Genomic DNA, 18,352 nt, shown 5'->3' on the forward strand with positions numbered 1-18,352 from the left:
AGAACTCCTACGCAACCACAGCTGCCCATTGGCAGCCGTGGCATCGCGATTGATCAGAAATGAATGACGGTGCGGATGCTCTTGCCTTCGTGCATCAGGTCGAAGGCTTTGTTGATGTCTTCCAGGCCCATGGTGTGGGTGATGAAAGTATCCAGCGGGATTTCGCCGCTTTGTGCCATATCGACATAGCTTGGCAGTTCGGTACGACCACGCACGCCACCGAACGCCGAACCACGCCAGACGCGACCGGTCACCAACTGGAATGGACGGGTGGCGATTTCCTGGCCGGCACCGGCCACGCCGATGATGACCGACTCGCCCCAACCCTTGTGGCAACACTCGAGGGCTGCGCGCATCAGTTGCACGTTGCCGATGCATTCGAAGGAGAAGTCGACGCCGCCATCGGTCATGTCGACGATCACTTCCTGAATCGGACGATCGAAATCTTTCGGGTTCACGCAATCGGTGGCACCCAGTTGCTTGGCGATTTCGAACTTGGCCGGGTTGATGTCGATGGCGATGATGCGCGAGGCCTTGGCCTTCACCGCGCCAATCACGGCCGACAGACCGATGCCGCCGAGACCGAAGATGGCCACGGTGTCACCCGGTTTGACCTTGGCGGTGTTGATTACTGCGCCGATACCGGTGGTCACGCCGCAGCCGAGCAGGCAGACCTTTTCCAGCGGGGCATCCTTGGAGATCTTGGCCACGGAGATTTCCGGCAGCACGGTGTACTCGGAGAACGTCGAAGTACCCATGTAGTGGAAAATCGTTTGGCCCTTGTAGGAAAAGCGCGAAGTACCGTCCGGCATCAGCCCTTTGCCCTGAGTGGCGCGAATGGCCTGACACAGGTTGGTCTTGCCCGACTTACAGAATTTGCACTGGCCGCATTCCGGGGTGTACAGCGGAATCACGTGGTCGCCGACGGCCACCGAGGTCACGCCTTCGCCAATTGCTTCAACGATGGCGCCACCTTCGTGGCCGAGGATCGACGGAAAGATGCCTTCCGGGTCAGCACCGGACAGGGTGTAGGCGTCAGTGTGGCAAACGCCGGAAGCCACCACGCGCAACAACACTTCACCGGCCTTGGGCATGGCGACATCGACTTCTACGATTTCCAGCGGCTTCTTGGCCTCGAAGGCAACGGCGGCGCGCGATTTGATCATGCTGACTCTCCAGTGAATCCATTGAATAAAAAACCAGACAAGGAGTGTAGTCCAGCGCTGCTTGATGAATAATCCGGGCAAAAGCAAAACATTATTGCCATACAGGGATAATCCCCATGTCCGAAAACCGCTGGGAAGGTATCGACGAGTTCGTCGCCGTTGCCGAATGCAGCCAGTTCACCGCCGCCGCCGAACGCCTGGGCGTTTCTTCCTCGCACATCAGTCGACAAATCGTACGACTGGAAGAGCGTTTGCAGACGCGATTGCTGTATCGCAGTACCCGACGCGTCACGCTGACCGAGGCCGGCCAGACCTTTCTGCAACATTGCCAGCGCTTGCAGGACGGTCGCGAAGAAGCGTTGCGTGCGGTCGGCGACCTGACCAGCGAACCCAAAGGCATGCTGCGCATGACCTGCGCCGTGGCTTACGGCGAGCGCTTCATCGTGCCGCTGGTGACCCGGTTCATGGGGCACTACCCGCAACTGCGCATCGACATTGAACTGACTAACCGGCAACTCGATCTGGTGCACGAAGGCCTGGACCTGGCGATCCGCCTCGGTCGTCTTCAGGACTCCCGGCTGGTGGCGACTCGCCTGGCACCGAGACGCATGTATCTGTGCGCATCGCCTTCCTACCTTGAACGGTACGGACGTCCACACAGTTTGTCGGAACTGGGTCGACACAATTGCCTGATCGGCAGCTCGGACATCTGGCAGCTTGAACAAAACGGGCGGGAATTTTCCCAGCGGGTACAGGGAAACTGGCGCTGCAACAGTGGGCAAGCAGTGCTGGATGCGGCACTACAAGGCGTCGGCTTGTGTCAGTTGCCGGACTATTACGTGCTGGAGCATCTGCACAGCGGTGCGTTGATTTCTTTGCTGGAGGCGCATCAACCGCCGAATACGGCGGTGTGGGCGTTGTATCCGCAGCAGCGGCACTTGTCGCCGAAGGTGCGCAAACTGGTAGATTTTCTCAGGGAAGGTTTGGCCGAGCGGCCGGAATATCGAGCTTAACGGCGGTTGGCCCAGCGCTGGCGCAACCATTCGAGGTCTTCGGGGCGGGTGACTTTCAGGTTATCCGCACGGCCTTCGATCAGGCGTGGCGCCATGCCGGCCCACTCCATCGCCGAGGCTTCATCGGTAATCACCGCATCGGCCACCAGACTGTCCGCCAGCGCGCGGTGCAGTGCACCGAGGCGGAACATCTGCGGCGTATAGGCTTGCCAGATCACACTGCGATCGACGGTTTCCACCACCCGACCGTGCTTGTCGACCCGTTTCAAGGTGTCCTTCGCTGGCACGGCCAACAGGCCGCCGACCGGATCGTTCGCCAGCTCAGCGAGCAATTTGTCGAGATCGTCACGGCTCAGATTGGGCCGCGCCGCATCGTGCACCAGCACCCAGTCCTCGTCGTCCGCACCTTGCGCATGCAGGTGCAACAAGGCGTTGAGCACCGAGCCGGAACGTTCGACACCACCGTCAACCCGTTGAATTCGCGGATCGCGGGCGCTGGCCAGGTTCGGCCAATAAGGATCATCAACGGCAAGACTGACCACCAGGCCCTTGAGGCTCGGGTGATCGAGGAAACAGCCGAGGCTGTGTTCGAGCATTGTGCGCCCGCCCAGTTGCAGGTATTGCTTGGGACGGTCCGCGGCCATACGGGCACCGACGCCCGCGGCAGGAATCACGGCCCAGAAGGCCGGCAGGGAATAGATCATTGGGCCAACTGGTAAAGGGTTTCGCCGTCCTTGACCATGCCCAGTTCGTGACGAGCCCGCTCTTCAACGGTCTCCATGCCTTTTTTCAACTCGCTGACTTCAGCGTCCATCACCCGGTTGCGCTCCAGCAGGGCTTCGTTCTCGGCGTGTTGATCAGCAATCTGCTGATTCAGTTCGGCGACTTGCGCCAGACTGCCATTGCCCACCCACAGGCGGTACTGCAGACCGGCCAGCAGCAAGAGCAAAACGAGAAACAACCAGTAAGGACTGCGCATCGAATATCAGGTATCCAGTGAAAAAAGACAGCCACGCCAAAACTTTGAAGCATCTGATAGCACGAAGCCTGGAATATCCAGGCTTGTGCATACAAGGCATCAGATTAGTGGCAAATCCATCGCTGTCACGACTTTTCCGACACAATCCGGTGTCTTTTTACCATGTAGCAATCAGCCGCGGAACTCGCTGCGACCGTTGTACTTGGCCTTGCCATTCAACTGCTCTTCGATACGCAGCAGTTGGTTGTACTTGGACACGCGGTCGGAACGGCACAGCGAACCGGTCTTGATCTGGCCAGCCGCAGTACCCACGGCCAGGTCGGCAATGGTCGAATCTTCGGTTTCGCCCGAACGGTGCGAGATCACAGCGGTGTAACCGGCAGCCTTGGCCATCTGGATGGCTTCCAGGGTTTCGGTCAGGGTGCCGATCTGGTTGAACTTGATCAGGATCGAGTTGGCGATCTTTTTATCGATGCCTTCTTTCAGGATCTTGGTGTTGGTCACGAACAGGTCGTCGCCTACCAGCTGGGTCTTCTCGCCGATCTTGTCGGTGAGGATCTTCCAGCCAGCCCAGTCGGACTCGTCCAGGCCGTCTTCGATCGAGATGATCGGGTAACGCTCGGTCAGACCTTTCAGGTAGTCGGCGAAACCTTCAGCGGTGAACACCTGGCCTTCGCCAGACAGGTTGTACTTGCCGTCTTCGAAGAATTCGCTGGCCGCGCAGTCCAGAGCCAGGGTCACGTCGGTGCCCAGCTTGTAACCGGCGTTGGCGACGGCTTCGGAGATCACTTTCAGTGCGTCTTCGTTGGAAGCCAGGTTCGGCGCGAAACCGCCTTCGTCACCGACAGCAGTGCTCAGGCCACGGGCCTTCAGAACGGCTTTCAGGTGATGGAAAATCTCGGTGCCCATGCGCAGACCTTCCGAGAAAGACTTGGCGCCAACCGGCTGAACCATGAATTCCTGGATGTCGACGTTGTTGTCGGCGTGTTCGCCACCGTTGATGATGTTCATCATCGGAACCGGCATCGAGTACACACCCGGGGTGCCGTTCAGGTTGGCGATGTGAGCGTACAGCGGCAGGTCCTGATCCTGTGCAGCTGCCTTGGCCGCAGCCAGGGACACGGCGAGGATGGCGTTGGCGCCCAGGGTCGCTTTGTTTTCAGTACCGTCCAGCTTGATCATCGCGTGATCCAGGGCTTTCTGGTCGCTTGGGTCGGTGCCCAGCAGCAGATCGCGGATCGGACCGTTGATGTTTGCTACCGCCTTGAGCACGCCCTTGCCCAGGTAACGGCTCTTGTCGCCATCACGCAGCTCGAGCGCTTCACGCGAGCCAGTGGATGCACCGGACGGCGCGCAAGCGCTGCCGATGATGCCGTTGTCGAGAAGCACGTCCGCTTCCACGGTGGGATTGCCACGGGAGTCGAGAACTTCACGACCTTTGATGTCGACGATTTTTGCCATTGTTGTAAACACTCCAAAGTTGACGAAAACGACGCAGCTAGAGGAAATCTTTTTACCGTCGGCAAGTGGTGTGCAGCGGGCAGCTTGCAGACGACAACGCTCATACCCGAGGGCATGAGCGACAAATCGTGCGGTACTTTACCGGAGAATTGAGGTTTACGCGGTTTCTACCGTCGGAAAACTCTTCACCAGTTCGTCCAGGGCTTTGAGCTGGGCCAGGAATGGCTCCAGTTTGTCCAGACGCAAGGCGCAAGGGCCGTCGCATTTGGCGTTGTCCGGATCCGGGTGCGCTTCGAGGAACAGCCCCGCCAGCGACTGGCTCATGCCAGCCTTAGCCAGGTCGGTGACCTGGGCGCGGCGACCGCCGGCGGAGTCGGAACGACCGCCAGGCATTTGCAGCGAATGGGTCACGTCGAAGAATACCGGGTACTCGAACTGCTTCATGATGCCGAAGCCGAGCATGTCGACCACGAGGTTGTTGTAGCCGAAGCTCGAACCGCGCTCGCAGAGGATCAACTGATCGTTACCCGCTTCCACGCACTTGTTCAGGATGTGTTTCATTTCCTGAGGCGCGAGGAACTGGGCTTTCTTGATGTTGATCACAGCGTTGGTCTTGGCCATCGCGACGACCAGATCGGTCTGGCGCGACAGGAAGGCCGGCAGCTGGATGATGTCGCAGACCTCGGCGACGACCGCGGCCTGGTCAGGCTCGTGGACGTCGGTGATGATCGGCACGCCGAAGGCTTGTTTGATGTCCTGGAAGATGCGCATGCCCTCTTCCAGGCCAGGACCGCGATAAGAGGTCACAGAAGAACGGTTGGCCTTGTCGAAGCTGGCCTTGAACACGTAAGGGATGCCGAGTTTTTCGGTGACCTTCACGTACTCTTCGCAAACCTGCATGGCCATGTCACGGCTTTCCAGCACGTTCATGCCGCCGAACAGCACCATGGGTTTGTCGTTGGCAATCTCGATGTCGCCGACGCGGATGATCTTCTGTGCCATCGGGGTTACGCCTTCTTCTGGTGTTGAGCCAATGCCGCTTTGACGAAGCCGCTGAACAGCGGATGGCCATCGCGTGGCGTCGAGGTGAACTCAGGGTGGAACTGGCAAGCGACGAACCATGGATGATCCGGAGCTTCAACCACTTCAACCAGCGCGGCATCGGAAGAACGACCGGAAATCTTCAGGCCGGCTTCGATGATTTGCGGCAGCAGGTTGTTGTTCACTTCGTAACGGTGACGGTGACGCTCGACAATCACATCCTTGCCGTAGCAGTCGTGCACCTTGGAGCCGGCTTCGAGCAGGCATTCCTGAGCACCGAGACGCATGGTGCCGCCCAGATCGGATGCTTCGGTACGGGTTTCGACTGCACCGGTAGCGTCTTCCCACTCGGTGATCAGACCGACAACCGGATGGCCGCTGGCACGATCGAACTCGGTGGAGTTGGCGTCTTTCCAGCCCAGCACGTTACGGGCGAACTCGATGACCGCCACTTGCATGCCCAGGCAGATACCCAGGTAAGGAACCTTGTTCTCGCGAGCGTATTGAACGGCAGTGATCTTGCCTTCCACGCCGCGCAGACCGAAGCCGCCCGGTACGAGGATCGCGTCGACGCCTTCCAGCAGCGCAGTGCCCTGGTTCTCGATGTCTTCGGAATCGATGTAGCGCAGGTTGACCTTGGTACGGTTGGTGATGCCGGCGTGACTCATCGCTTCGATCAGCGACTTGTAGGCGTCCAGCAGCTCCATGTATTTGCCGACCATCGCGATGGTGACTTCGTGCTCCGGGTTCAGCTTGGCATCGACGACCTTTTCCCATTCGGACAGGTCGGCGCCATTGCATTGCAGGCCGAAACGCTCGACGACGAAATCGTCCAGACCCTGGGCGTGCAGCACGGCCGGGATCTTGTAGATGGTGTCGACGTCTTCCAGGGAAATCACCGCACGCTCTTCAACGTTGGTGAACAGCGCGATCTTGCGACGCGACGATACATCCACTGGATGGTCGGAGCGGCAGATCAGCACGTCTGGCTGCAGGCCGATCGAACGCAGTTCCTTCACGGAGTGCTGGGTCGGCTTGGTCTTGGTCTCGCCTGCGGTGGCGATGTACGGAACCAGGGTCAGGTGCATCAGCATCGCGCGTTTGGAACCGACTTCCACACGCAGCTGGCGGATGGCTTCGAGGAACGGTTGCGACTCGATATCGCCAACGGTACCGCCGATTTCCACCAGGGCCACGTCGGCATCGCCGGCGCCCTTGATGATGCGACGCTTGATTTCGTCGGTGATGTGCGGAATCACCTGGATGGTTGCACCCAGGTAGTCACCACGGCGCTCTTTGCGCAGCACGTGCTCGTAGACACGGCCGGTGGTGAAGTTGTTGTTCTGGGTCATGGTCGTGCGGATGAACCGCTCGTAGTGGCCCAGGTCCAGGTCGGTCTCGGCGCCGTCGTGGGTGACGAACACTTCACCGTGCTGGAACGGGCTCATGGTGCCCGGGTCGACGTTGATGTACGGATCCAGCTTCAGCATGGTGACCTTAAGCCCCCGCGCCTCCAGGATGGCCGCCAATGAAGCCGATGCAATGCCTTTCCCCAAAGAAGAAACAACACCGCCCGTGACGAATATGTAGCGCGTCATGAAAAACCCTAGAAGTCTGCGTTAAAGCGGTCCGAGCCGCCGGGGAAAGCGAAGGAAGGCCGAAGCCCCCGATCACCTGCATTAATCACAGTGCACCTTTCAAAAAAACCGCCGCGTTGGGACAGACCGGAAGTGAAAACACCGGTACGTTGCTCGCTACACATTTTTTGGAATCGCCCAGCAAAGACTGCTTGGTAATCGGCAACTCCTGCAATTCAGGCGAATCCACAGAAGTTGTATCAAGAAGGGAGCGTAGTCTACCGGAATGCCCCCTTCATCTCAAACCTTGATCTTCGTCCAAAGGCTGCCAATGCAATCGCCAGCCTTCCAGCGCATTGCCGTCGAGCCCCGGCAGGTTCGCCACGGCGAGCAATTCTTCACCGCGAAACAGCAGCGGCAATCTGCCACGCACGAAGCCCGGCACCGCGCGCTCATTGAGCAGGCGCTTGAGATCGCGATGACCGCGATCTGCCAGATGCATCAGCTCGCCGCCCTGCCGATAGCGGATTTGCAGCGGCCCGGCGGGAGTCTGGCCGATGAACATGACACGTCCGTTATCGGGCAAGCGTAGCGCTGACGACAGGTCATGCCAGTCGCCGCTGACCACCGGTGCGCGTAGCCATTGCCCGCTGAGCCACCACAAACGACCGGCGCTTCGATGCAGCTCGCCATCCGCCAGACGCCAGATCGGCGAGGCACCGTCGCCGGCATCGCGCAGGTCCGCCCAACCCGACCAATGGTCGGTATCCGGCAGTCGGGTCAGCGGTTCGAGCCAGTGACCGAGCGCGTTTCGCTGACGGGCATCGGACAAGTTCGCGATGGCCGTAAACTCCAGTGATGGCAATCCTGACCATTCGAACTCGGCGGGCAAGCTTGCTTGAGCCAGATCGATTTGTGCCAGCTCATCGAGCAAACCTTGCGCCTCACGCAGATGCGCCGCACTGCGGGCCATGCTGGCGTGCGCCTGCGGCCAGCGACCGGTCAGCAGCGGCATCACCTGATGGCGCAGGTAGTTGCGCGAAAACTGTCGATCCTGATTCGACGGGTCCTCGACCCAATGCAGGCCATGGTCCCGCGCATAAGCTTCGAGCTCGGCACGCGTGACGTCGAGCAACGGCCGAACCAGACTGCCCTGCCCCAGTGCTCTTGTGGCCGGCATTCCGGACAGCCCACGCACACCGGCGCCACGCAGCAGGCGGAACAACAGCGTTTCAGCCTGATCGTCGCGGTGCTGCCCGGTCAGCAGCACATCATTGGACTGGGTCGCCGCACTGAACGCTGCATAGCGCGCATCCCGCGCAGCTCGCTCCAGACTCGCCCCCGGCTGCACCTGCACACGCACCACTTGCAATGGCACCGCCAGCTCATGGCAGACAGCCTGACAATGCGCCGGCCACGCGTCGGCCGCAGCCTGAAGGCCGTGATGGACATGGATGGCACTTAGCACCGGAATGGATTGGGTTTTGGCGAGATGTGCCAAGATGTGCAGCAGAACGGTGGAATCGAGACCACCGGAGAAGGCGATGCGCCAATGGGAAGCGCTGAACCAAGGCTTGAGATTGCGCAGAAGCCTGGAAGGCAAATCAATCGAGGGCTGACCCATTTTTCTACCTTTTCACAAACCAAAAGTGGGAGCGGGCTTGCTCGCGAATGCGGTGAAACAGCCAACACGGTTGTTGAATGTTACATCGCATTCGCGGGCAAGCCCGCTCCCACAGTGTTTTGCATTGTCAGCCAAAACGGCGTTCGATCAGAGGCCGTAGCTCATCAGACGATCGTAACGGCGCTTGAGCAGCGCTTCGTTGTCGAACTTCTTCAGCATCGCCAGTTGCGAGCTCAGCTCGGCGCGGATCGAGGCAGCGGCAGCAGCCGGATCGCGGTGGGCGCCACCCAGAGGCTCGCCGATCACCTTGTCGACGATGCCCAGGCCTTTCAGGCGCTCGGCGGTGATGCCCATCGCTTCAGCCGCATCCGGCGCCTTCTCTGCGGTTTTCCACAGAATCGAAGCGCAACCTTCCGGCGAGATCACCGCGTAGGTCGAGTACTGCAGCATGTTCAGCTGGTCGCACACGCCGATCGCCAGTGCACCGCCGGAACCACCTTCACCAATCACGGTGGCGATGATCGGGGTTTTCAGGCGAGCCATGACGCGCAGGTTCCAGGCGATCGCTTCGCTCTGGTTGCGCTCTTCGGCGTCGATGCCCGGGTAGGCACCCGGAGTGTCGATGAAGGTCAGGATCGGCATCTTGAAACGCTCGGCCATTTCCATCAGGCGGCAAGCCTTGCGGTAGCCTTCCGGACGCGGCATGCCGAAGTTGCGGCGTACCTTTTCACGCACTTCACGGCCCTTCTGGTGACCGATCACCATCACTGGCTGGTCTTCCAGACGTGCCACGCCGCCCACAATGGCCGCGTCGTCGGAGAAGTGACGGTCACCGTGCAGCTCGTCGAACTCGGTGAAGATGTGGTCGATGTAGTCCAGGGTGTAAGGACGTTTCGGGTGACGCGCCAGACGAGCGATCTGCCAGCTGGTCAGCTTGCCGAAAATGTCTTCGGTCAGCGTCTTGCTCTTGTCCTGCAGGCGGGAGATCTCATCGCCGATATTCAGCGAATTGTCATTACCGACCAAGCGCAACTCTTCGATCTTGGCTTGCAGGTCGGCGATCGGCTGTTCGAAATCTAGAAAATTCGGGTTCATAGGCGTCCGTCTTGGGTCGTGTCCCAAATGAGCTTGGGCCGGCCGGTTGTCTATTCGCGCCCTACCTTAAGGGAGAGGCGCGCTGAGGTCGAGATTAAAAATTCAGGTTGTGGGCAGGCGCTTTGATGGCACCTGCCGGTCAACGGTATTGGAGGAAGACGTTGTCTCGCCCGAACTGGTCACGCAGGGCTTGAATCAAGGCATCCGCCGGGTCGATCCGCCAGGTCTCGCCAAACTGCAGCAAGGTCTTCGCATCGGGACTGGTGTATTCCATGGTGATCGGGCACGCCCCGCGATGACGCTTGAGCAAATCACCCAACCAGCGTAGCTGATCGCCTTTCAGGTCCTGGGTCTGCAACTTCAGGCGCAGGCTCTCGGCCAGGTTGGTGCGCGCATCTTCCATGCTCATCACCCGCTTGACCCGCAGGCGCAGGCCGCCGGAGAAGTCATCGTTGCTGACCTCGCCTTCGACCACCACCATCGCATCGGTCTGAAGCAGCGACTGCGCGGAGTGGAACGCATCGGCGAACAGCGACGCCTCGATCCGCCCGGAGCGGTCGTCGAGGGTGATGAAGCCCATCTTGTCGCCCTTTTTGTTCTTCATCACCCGCAGGGCGATGATCATCCCCGCCACGGTCTGGGTATCCCGGGCCGGTTTCAGGTCGATGATACGCTGGCGGGCGAAACGGCGGATTTCACCTTCGTACTCGTCAATCGGGTGACCGGTCAGGTACAGACCCAAGGTGTCTTTTTCACCTTTGAGGCGTTCCTTGAGGGTCAGCTCTTTCGCCTTGCGGTGGATCGCATAAACGTCCGCATCTTCCTCGACGAACAGCCCGCCAAACAGGTCGGCGTGGCCACTGTCACGGGTGCGCGCGGTCTGCTCGGCCGACTTGATCGCCTCTTCCATCGCCGCCAGCAGCACCGCGCGGTTGCGGTCGATGTTGGCCTGATAAGCCTTTTGCTCGTCGTGGAAGTACGGGCCGAGGCGATCCAGCGCGCCGCTGCGGATCAGACCGTCCAGCGTGCGCTTGTTGATGCGCTTGAGGTCGACCCGGGCGCAGAAGTCGAACAGGTCCTTGAACGGGCCGGCCTGACGGGCCTCGGTGATCGCTTCCACCGGGCCTTCGCCGACGCCTTTGATCGCGCCCAGGCCGTACACGATGCGGCCTTCGTCGTTCACCGTGAACTTGAACTCCGAAGTGTTCACGTCCGGCGCGTCGAGGCGCAGCTTCATCGTGCGCACTTCCTCGATCAAGGTCACGACCTTGTCGGTGTTGTGCATGTCCGCCGACAGTACCGCGGCCATGAACGGCGCCGGGTAGTGAGCTTTCAGCCAGGCAGTCTGGTACGACACCAGACCATAGGCGGCAGAGTGGGATTTGTTGAAGCCGTAACCGGCGAATTTCTCTACCAGGTCGAATATGTTACCCGCCAGATCTGCGTCGATATTGTTCGACGCACAACCCTCAATGAAACCGCCGCGCTGCTTGGCCATTTCCTCGGGTTTCTTCTTGCCCATCGCCCGCCGCAGCATGTCCGCACCCCCGAGGGTGTAACCGGCCATGACCTGGGCGATCTGCATCACCTGTTCCTGATAAAGGATGATGCCGTACGTCGGTGCCAGTACCGGCTGCAGGCCTTCGTATTGGTAATCCGGGTGCGGATAAGCAAGTTCTGCGCGACCGTGCTTACGGTTGATGAAGTCATCCACCATGCCGGACTGCAGCGGGCCCGGACGGAACAGGGCTACCAGTGCGATCAAGTCTTCGAGGCAGTCAGGCTTGAGCTTTTTGATCAGCTCTTTCATGCCGCGGGATTCGAGCTGGAATACCGCGGTGGTTTCAGCTTTTTGCAGCAGCTGATAGGTCGGCTTGTCATCCAGCGGGATGAACGCGATGTCCAGCGGCGGTTCGTTGACCTTGGCGCGGTCGCGGTTGATGGTTTTCAGCGCCCAGTCGATGATCGTCAGGGTCCGCAGGCCGAGGAAGTCGAACTTCACCAGACCGGCCGCCTCGACGTCGTCCTTGTCGAACTGGGTTACCAGACCGTCGCCGGCCTCGTCGCAATAGATCGGCGAGAAGTCGGTCAGCTTGGTCGGCGCGATCACCACACCACCGGCGTGTTTACCGACGTTACGCACCACGCCTTCGAGCTTGCGCGCCATCTCCCAGATTTCCGCCGCTTCTTCATCGACCTTGATGAAGTCGCGCAGGATTTCTTCCTGCTCGTAGGCTTTTTCCAGGGTCATGCCGACTTCGAACGGAATCATCTTCGACAGGCGATCCGCCAGGCCGAACGACTTGCCCTGGGCCCGCGCCACGTCCCGCACCACAGCCTTCGCCGCCATGGAACCGAAAGTGATGATCTGGCTTACGGCGTTGCGGCCGTACTTTTCGGCCACGTAATCGATTACCCGGTCGCGACCGTCCATGCAGAAGTCGACGTCGAAGTCGGGCATCGATACCCGTTCCGGGTTAAGGAAACGTTCGAACAGCAGGTCATATTCCAGCGGATCGAGGTCGGTGATCTTCTGCACATAGGCCACCAGCGATCCGGCACCCGACCCCCGGCCAGGGCCTACCGGCACGCCGTTGTTCTTGGCCCACTGGATAAAGTCCATCACGATCAGGAAGTAACCGGGGAACCCCATCTGGATGATGATATCCAGCTCGAAATTCAACCGGTCGACGTAGACCTGACGCTTGGCCTCGTAGTCCTCGGTGGTGTCCTTGGGCAGCAGCACGCTGAGGCGATCATCCAGACCGTCGAACGACACCTTGCGGAAATATTCGTCGATGGTCATGCCATCGGGAATCGGGTAGTCGGGCAGGAAGTGCTTGCCCAGCTTCACGTCGATGTTGCAGCGCTTGGCGATCTCGACGGTGTTTTCCACCGCATCCGGCAAGTCGCTGAAAAGCTCGGCCATTTCCTCGGCGCTTTTCAGGTACTGCTGGTCGCTGTAGTTCTTCGAACGTCGCGGATCGTCGAGGGCCCGGCCCTCACCGATGCAGACGCGGGTTTCGTGAGCGGCGAAGTCTTCCTGCTTGATGAAACGCACATCGTTGGTCGCGACCAGCGGCGCACCGAGCTTGTCGGCCAGGGCCACAGCACCGTGCAATTGTTCTTCGTCGTTCGGACGGTTGGTGCGCTGGACTTCCAGATAGAAACGATCCGGGAACACCGCCATCCATTCGCGCGCCAGGGTTTCGGCTTCGGCGGGGTTACCGCCGATCATGGCCATGCCGATCTCGCCTTCTTTAGCGGCGGACAGCATGATCAGGCCTTCGTTGGCCTCGGCGACCCATTCGCGCTCGATTATGATCATGCCGTTGCGCTGACCTTCGATGAAGCCACGGGAAATCAGCTCGGTCAGGTTGCGATAGCCCTGGGCATTCATGACCAGCAGGCTGAGGCGGCTCAGCGGACCATCCGGGTCCTTGTTCGACAGCCACAGGTCGGCGCCGCAGATCGGCTTGATCCCGGCACCCATGGTGTTTTTATAGAATTTGACCAGCGAACACATGTTGTTCTGGTCGGTCACCGCAACAGCCGGCATGCCCATGCCGGTCAGGGCCTTGACCAGCGGTTTGATCCGCACCAGCCCGTCGACCAGGGAGTATTCAGTGTGCAGGCGTAGATGAACGAATGAAGCCGGCATAGTGATCCTGTCCAGTTACATAGAGACAACAAGGCCCGGATTGTACCGGGCCCCGAACAAAACATCAGCCTCGCCGCTAAACCGGCATCAGGCCTTCCAGCGCTTCGTAAGCCTGCCGCACCGGAGCGAACGAGCGCCGGTGAATCGGCGTCGGCCCGAGGCGCACCAGCGCTTCCAGATGAACGGGCGTCGGGTAGCCCTTGTGGCCACCGATGCCGTAACCCGGGTAGATCAATTCGAACGCCGCCATCTCGCGGTCGCGGCTGACCTTGGCCAGAATCGAGGCCGCGGCGATCGCCGGAACCTTGCTGTCGCCCTTGACCACCGCCTCGGAACGCATCGGCAGTTTCGGACAGCGGTTGCCATCGATCATCGCCAGTTTCGGCTGAATGTGCAGACCAGCAACCGCGCGCTGCATCGCCAGCATGGTGGCGTGAAGGATGTTCAGCTCGTCGATTTCTTCGACCTCGGCGCGGGCGATGCACCAGCTGAGCGCCTTCTCGCAGATTTCGTCGTAGAGCTTTTCGCGCTTGGCTTCGGTCAGCTTTTTCGAATCGTTGAGGCCGAGAATCGGCCGGTTCGGGTCGAGGATCACCGCTGCGGTGACGACCGCGCCGCACAACGGGCCGCGACCGACTTCATCGACGCCGGCCACCAGCTCTTCGACTTCGGCGACCAGGGTGAAATCCAGGCCCATCTGCATGCTTGTCTTGCTCATCGTGTTTGCCCGATCAGGCTCAGAACGGCATCAGCCGCCTGATTGGAAGCGTCCAGGCGCAAGGTGCGATGGATTTCGTCGAAGCCGCGGGTCTGCTCTTCCCCACCGTCGATCAACGGCGACAAGGTCTGGGCAAGCGCCTCGACCGTCGCATCATCCTGCAACAATTCCGGGACCAGCAATCGCTGGGCCAGCAGGTTTGGCAGGGACACGTACGGGCTCTTGACCATGCGCTTGAGAATCCAGAATGTCAGCGGCGCAAGACGATAGGCCACGACCATCGGACGCTTGTACAGCAGCGCTTCCAGAGTGGCAGTACCGGACGCAATCAGAACCGCGTTGCACGCTGCCAGCGCCAGATGGGATTTGCCATTGAGCAGGGTCACCGGCAGGTCGCGGCCGGCCAATAGTTCTTCGAGCTGGGCACGACGCTCGGGATTGGCGCAAGGGATGACGAAACGCACACCCGGGCGCATGGCACGCAGGCGCTGGGCGGTATCGAGGAACAATGCGCCCAGACGGCTGACTTCACCGCCCCGACTGCCGGGCATCAAAGCCACCAACGGACCGTCCGGAAGACCGAGTTCAGCACGCGCCGCGCTGCGGTCCGCCTCAAGTGGAATGGTGTCGGCCAGTGTATGGCCAACGAACCGCACCGGTACGCCCTTCTCTTCGTAGAATCTGGCTTCGAATGGCAACAGCGTGAGCATCAGGTCGCAGCCTTCGCGGATCTTCAGCACCCGCTTCTGCCGCCACGCCCATACCGAGGGGCTGACATAGTGCACGGTCTTGATTCCGGCCTGACGCAGCTTGAGTTCGATATTTAGGTTGAAATCCGGCGCATCGATGCCGATGAACACGTCCGGTTTTTCAGCTATAAGCGTGGCGATCAGGTCCTTGCGGCGCTTGAGCAATTCACGTAACCGCCCCAGGACCTCCACCAGCCCCATGACCGACAGACGCTCCATCGGAAAATAGGAGGTCAGGCCTTCGGCCTGCATCAGCGGACCGCCGACACCGATGAACTCCACCGCAGGATGCTGTGCCTTGAGAGCACGCATGAGACCAGCGCCCAGAATGTCACCGGAAGCCTCCCCCGCCACCAGTGCAATACGAAGATTGGCCATGATCAGCGGGTGATGCCGCGAGACGACGACTGAATGGAGTCACGGAACACCGCGACTTCCGGGAACTGGGCAGCAGGCTCGGCCAATTCGGCCAGCGCCTGCTCGACTGTCAGTCCCTGGCGATACACTGTCTTGTACGCACGGCGCAGGGCGTGAATGGCGTCTTCGCTGAAACCGCGACGGCGCATGCCTTCGAAGTTCATGCTGCGCGCTTCGGCCGGGTTGCCGAATACCGTGACGAACGCCGGAACATCCTTGCCGATGGCCGTGCCCATACCGGAAAAGCTGTGGGCGCCGATGTGGCAATACTGATGCACCAGGGTGAAACCGGACAGGATCGCCCAGTCATCTACGTGTACATGGCCGGCCAGCGCGGTGTTGTTGACCAGAATGCAATGATTGCCGATCACGCTGTCATGTCCGATATGGGCATAGGCCATGATCAGGTTGTGATCACCCAGGGTCGTTTCGGAACGATCCTGAACGGTGCCACGATGAATCGTCACGCCTTCGCGGATGACGTTGTGGTCACCGATCACCAGGCGGGTTTCCTCGCCCTTGTATTTCAAGTCCGGCGTGTCTTCGCCTACCGAGGAAAACTGGTAGATGCGGTTGTGCTTGCCGATTCGGGTCGGACCTTTGAGGATCACGTGTGGCCCGATGACCGTTCCCTCGCCGATTTCCACACCTGCACCGATGATCGACCACGGGCCGACCTCGACGCCATCAGCCAGAACGGCCGACGGATCGATGATTGCGCGAGGGTCAATCAAACTCATAGCTTGCGTTCCGCACAGATGATTTCAGCGGAGCAGACCGGTTTGCCATCGACCGACGCCTGGCATTCGAATTTCCAGATCTGACGCTTGCAGCTGATGAACTTGGCTTCAAGGATCAACTGATCACCCGGCAGTACCGGTTGACGGAAGCGCAGCTTGTCGGAACCGACGAAGTAGTAAAGGGTGCCGTCGGCCGGCTTGACGTCAAGCATCTTGAATCCAAGGATCCCGGCAGCCTGAGCCATGGCTTCGATGATCAATACGCCCGGCATGATCGGGTGCGCAGGGAAGTGACCATTGAAGAACGGTTCGTTGATGCTGACATTCTTGTAGGCGCGAATGCGCTTGCCTTCAGTATCCAGCTCCACTACCCGGTCCACCAGCAGGAACGGGTAACGGTGAGGCAGGTATTCGCGAATCTCGTTGATGTCCATCATTTCGGGGGGAAGCCTATGTAAAGATTGGGAGCGCGACTGACGCGCACTCCTCTAGCAAATCAAGGAGGCAGTCCAGAGGCTGTGCACACTTGATATGGAAATGGTATCAGCCTTCAGATGAAGCATTGCCGTCAGGGGTCACTTCCCCGGACCGCTTTTCCAGCTGTTTCAAACGTCGCGCGATGTCATCGAGCTGACGAATACGGGCCGCGCTTTTGCGCCATTCGGCCGCCGGTTGCATGGCTGTGCCGGAAGAATAGGCACCCGGCTCGGTAATCGAGTGGGTCACCATGGTCATCCCGGTCAGGAATACGTTGTCGCAAATATCGATATGCCCTACCAGGCCAACACCGCCGGCGAGCATGCAGTGCTTGCCGATTTTGGTGCTGCCGGAAATCCCCACGCACGCCGCCATGGCGGTGTGGTCACCGACCTGCACGTTATGGGCAATCTGAATCTGGTTGTCGAGCTTCACGCCATTGCCGATCACGGTATCGGCCAGCGCACCGCGGTCGATGGCGGTGTTCACGCCAATTTCCACATCGTCGCCGATGGTTACGCCACCGATCTGGGCGATTTTCTGCCAGATACCCTTCTCGTTGGCAAAGCCGAAGCCCTCACCGCCGAGCACGGCACCGGACTGGATCACCACACGCTTGCCGATCCGCACATCGTGATACAGCGTGACCCGCGGGGCCAGCCAGCCGCCCTCGCCGATTTCGCTGCGGGCACCGACGACACAATGCGCGCCAAGTGTCACGCCTGCACCGATTCGAGCACCGGCTTCGATCACCACGAAGGGACCGACACTGGCGCTCGGATCGACCACGGCATCCTCGGCAATCACTGCTGTTGGATGAACGCCGGCAGTTGCCTTGGGCTTCGGATCAAACAAATGGGAAATGCGCGCGTATGCCAGGTAAGGATCCGGTACCACCAGCGCATCACCGGCATAACTTTCGGCGTCGACAGCCTTGAGCAACAGGGCTGCGGCTTGCGAGTTAGCCAGGTATTTACGGTATTGGGGGTTTGCCAGAAAGCTCAACTGAGCTGGGCCAGCCTCCTGCAAGGTGGCTAGCCCAGTGATTTGCTTCTCGGGGTCGCCACTCAGGGTGGCGCCGAGGAACTCGGCCAACTGGCCGAGCTTGATAGTCACGGTCATGGGTTACTTCAGCTGATTCATGCGCTCGATAACCTGGCGCGTGATGTCGTACTGAGGTTTGACATCGATCACTGCGCCACGCTCGAACACCAGGTCAAAACCACCTTTCTTGATGACTTCTTCCACTGCGCTATCCAGTTTCGGCTTCAGTTGCTTGAGCATTTCGCGGTCGGCAACGGCCTTGGCTTCGTTCAGCTCCTTGGACTGGAACTGGAAGTCACGTGCCTTTTGCTTGAACTCAAGCTCCAGACGCTCGCGCTCGCCCTGCTGCATCTTGTCACCACCGGCCATCAGACGATCCTGAATGCCCTTGGCGCTGCTTTCGAGGGTCTTGAGCTTGGTCAGTTGCGGGCCGAATTTTTTCTCGGCATCCACGGCATACTTCTTGGCCGCGTCGGATTCCAGCAGAGCCATCTGATAGTTCAGAACGGCGATTTTCATGTCGGCAAATGCCGGGCCTGCCACCAGTACGGAGGCCAGGAGAACCAATTGAGTCAACTTACGCACGATGC

The 18,352-nt window shown here is 59.9% G+C and carries 16 protein-coding genes; 1 reads left to right on the top strand and 15 read right to left on the bottom strand.

Features of this window, described 5'->3' with window-relative positions; translation table 11 throughout:
• Positions 1–53 precede the first annotated feature (53 nt).
• Complete coding sequence (locus AC1Q9F_RS07560; RefSeq protein WP_007954819.1) at positions 54–1,166, bottom strand: S-(hydroxymethyl)glutathione dehydrogenase/class III alcohol dehydrogenase; 1,113 nt, start codon at positions 1,164–1,166, stop codon at positions 54–56.
• 116 nt (positions 1,167–1,282) lie between these two features.
• Between AC1Q9F_RS07560 and AC1Q9F_RS07565 the strand changes: the two genes are divergently transcribed.
• On the top strand, positions 1,283–2,179 hold the full coding sequence (locus AC1Q9F_RS07565) for a LysR substrate-binding domain-containing protein (RefSeq protein WP_492619637.1): 897 nt from the start codon (positions 1,283–1,285) through the stop codon (positions 2,177–2,179).
• On the opposite strand, the gene ispD is transcribed toward AC1Q9F_RS07565, so the two are convergent.
• The 14 genes from ispD to AC1Q9F_RS07635 all read right to left on the bottom strand — a co-directional run bounded on the left by ispD (position 2,176) and on the right by AC1Q9F_RS07635 (position 18,347).
• Positions 2,176–2,883 (bottom strand): 2-C-methyl-D-erythritol 4-phosphate cytidylyltransferase, encoded by a 708-nt coding sequence (gene ispD, locus AC1Q9F_RS07570; RefSeq protein ID WP_492619636.1) that lies wholly within the window; start codon positions 2,881–2,883, stop codon positions 2,176–2,178. The two genes, AC1Q9F_RS07565 and ispD, sit on opposite strands and share 4 nt — an antisense overlap.
• Positions 2,880–3,158 carry a cell division protein FtsB gene (gene ftsB, locus AC1Q9F_RS07575; RefSeq protein ID WP_003222158.1) on the bottom strand — a complete coding sequence of 93 codons (279 nt, stop codon included), beginning with the start codon at positions 3,156–3,158 and terminating at the stop codon, positions 2,880–2,882. Before ftsB ends, ispD begins: the two co-directional genes overlap by 4 nt.
• A gap of 171 nt (positions 3,159–3,329) precedes the next feature.
• Positions 3,330–4,619 (bottom strand): phosphopyruvate hydratase, encoded by a 1,290-nt coding sequence (gene eno / locus AC1Q9F_RS07580; RefSeq protein WP_025110873.1) that lies wholly within the window; start codon positions 4,617–4,619, stop codon positions 3,330–3,332.
• Positions 4,620–4,775: 156 nt separating this feature from the next.
• The gene (gene kdsA, locus AC1Q9F_RS07585) at positions 4,776–5,621 is read right to left on the bottom strand and encodes a 3-deoxy-8-phosphooctulonate synthase (protein WP_007954807.1); all 846 of its coding nucleotides are present in this window, start codon (positions 5,619–5,621) and stop codon (positions 4,776–4,778) included.
• Positions 5,622–5,626: 5 nt separating this feature from the next.
• A complete protein-coding gene (gene pyrG, locus AC1Q9F_RS07590) occupies positions 5,627–7,258 on the bottom strand; it encodes a CTP synthase (RefSeq protein ID WP_007954805.1) in 1,632 nt (543 codons plus the stop codon).
• A 274-nt stretch (positions 7,259–7,532) separates the two neighbouring features.
• Positions 7,533–8,861: a tRNA lysidine(34) synthetase TilS gene (gene tilS, locus AC1Q9F_RS07595; protein WP_492619635.1), complete on the bottom strand. Its 1,329-nt coding sequence runs from the start codon at positions 8,859–8,861 to the stop codon at positions 7,533–7,535.
• Between the two features lie 147 nt (positions 8,862–9,008).
• On the bottom strand, positions 9,009–9,956 hold the full coding sequence (locus AC1Q9F_RS07600) for an acetyl-CoA carboxylase carboxyltransferase subunit alpha (RefSeq protein ID WP_007954801.1): 948 nt from the start codon (positions 9,954–9,956) through the stop codon (positions 9,009–9,011).
• A gap of 139 nt (positions 9,957–10,095) precedes the next feature.
• On the bottom strand, positions 10,096–13,617 hold the full coding sequence (gene dnaE / locus AC1Q9F_RS07605; RefSeq protein ID WP_207985170.1) for a DNA polymerase III subunit alpha: 3,522 nt from the start codon (positions 13,615–13,617) through the stop codon (positions 10,096–10,098).
• A 76-nt stretch (positions 13,618–13,693) separates the two neighbouring features.
• Positions 13,694–14,320 (bottom strand): ribonuclease HII, encoded by a 627-nt coding sequence (gene rnhB / locus AC1Q9F_RS07610; RefSeq protein WP_179695695.1) that lies wholly within the window; start codon positions 14,318–14,320, stop codon positions 13,694–13,696.
• An 11-nt stretch (positions 14,321–14,331) separates the two neighbouring features.
• Positions 14,332–15,462, bottom strand: a complete 1,131-nt coding sequence (gene lpxB, locus AC1Q9F_RS07615) for a lipid-A-disaccharide synthase (RefSeq protein ID WP_492619634.1) — start codon at positions 15,460–15,462, stop codon at positions 14,332–14,334.
• A gap of 2 nt (positions 15,463–15,464) precedes the next feature.
• On the bottom strand, positions 15,465–16,241 hold the full coding sequence (lpxA, locus tag AC1Q9F_RS07620; protein WP_179692499.1) for an acyl-ACP--UDP-N-acetylglucosamine O-acyltransferase: 777 nt from the start codon (positions 16,239–16,241) through the stop codon (positions 15,465–15,467).
• A complete protein-coding gene (gene fabZ, locus AC1Q9F_RS07625; RefSeq protein WP_003222142.1) occupies positions 16,238–16,678 on the bottom strand; it encodes a 3-hydroxyacyl-ACP dehydratase FabZ in 441 nt (146 codons plus the stop codon). The genes lpxA and fabZ overlap by 4 nt, the downstream gene beginning before the upstream one ends.
• A 106-nt stretch (positions 16,679–16,784) precedes the next feature.
• A complete protein-coding gene (gene lpxD, locus AC1Q9F_RS07630; RefSeq protein WP_492619633.1) occupies positions 16,785–17,840 on the bottom strand; it encodes a UDP-3-O-(3-hydroxymyristoyl)glucosamine N-acyltransferase in 1,056 nt (351 codons plus the stop codon).
• A gap of 3 nt (positions 17,841–17,843) precedes the next feature.
• Complete coding sequence (locus tag AC1Q9F_RS07635; protein ID WP_003222140.1) at positions 17,844–18,347, bottom strand: OmpH/Skp family outer membrane protein; 504 nt, start codon at positions 18,345–18,347, stop codon at positions 17,844–17,846.
• Between the last annotated feature and the right edge of the window lie 5 nt (positions 18,348–18,352).

The organism is Pseudomonas sp. GW823-FHT04A03 (genome assembly GCF_058796615.1).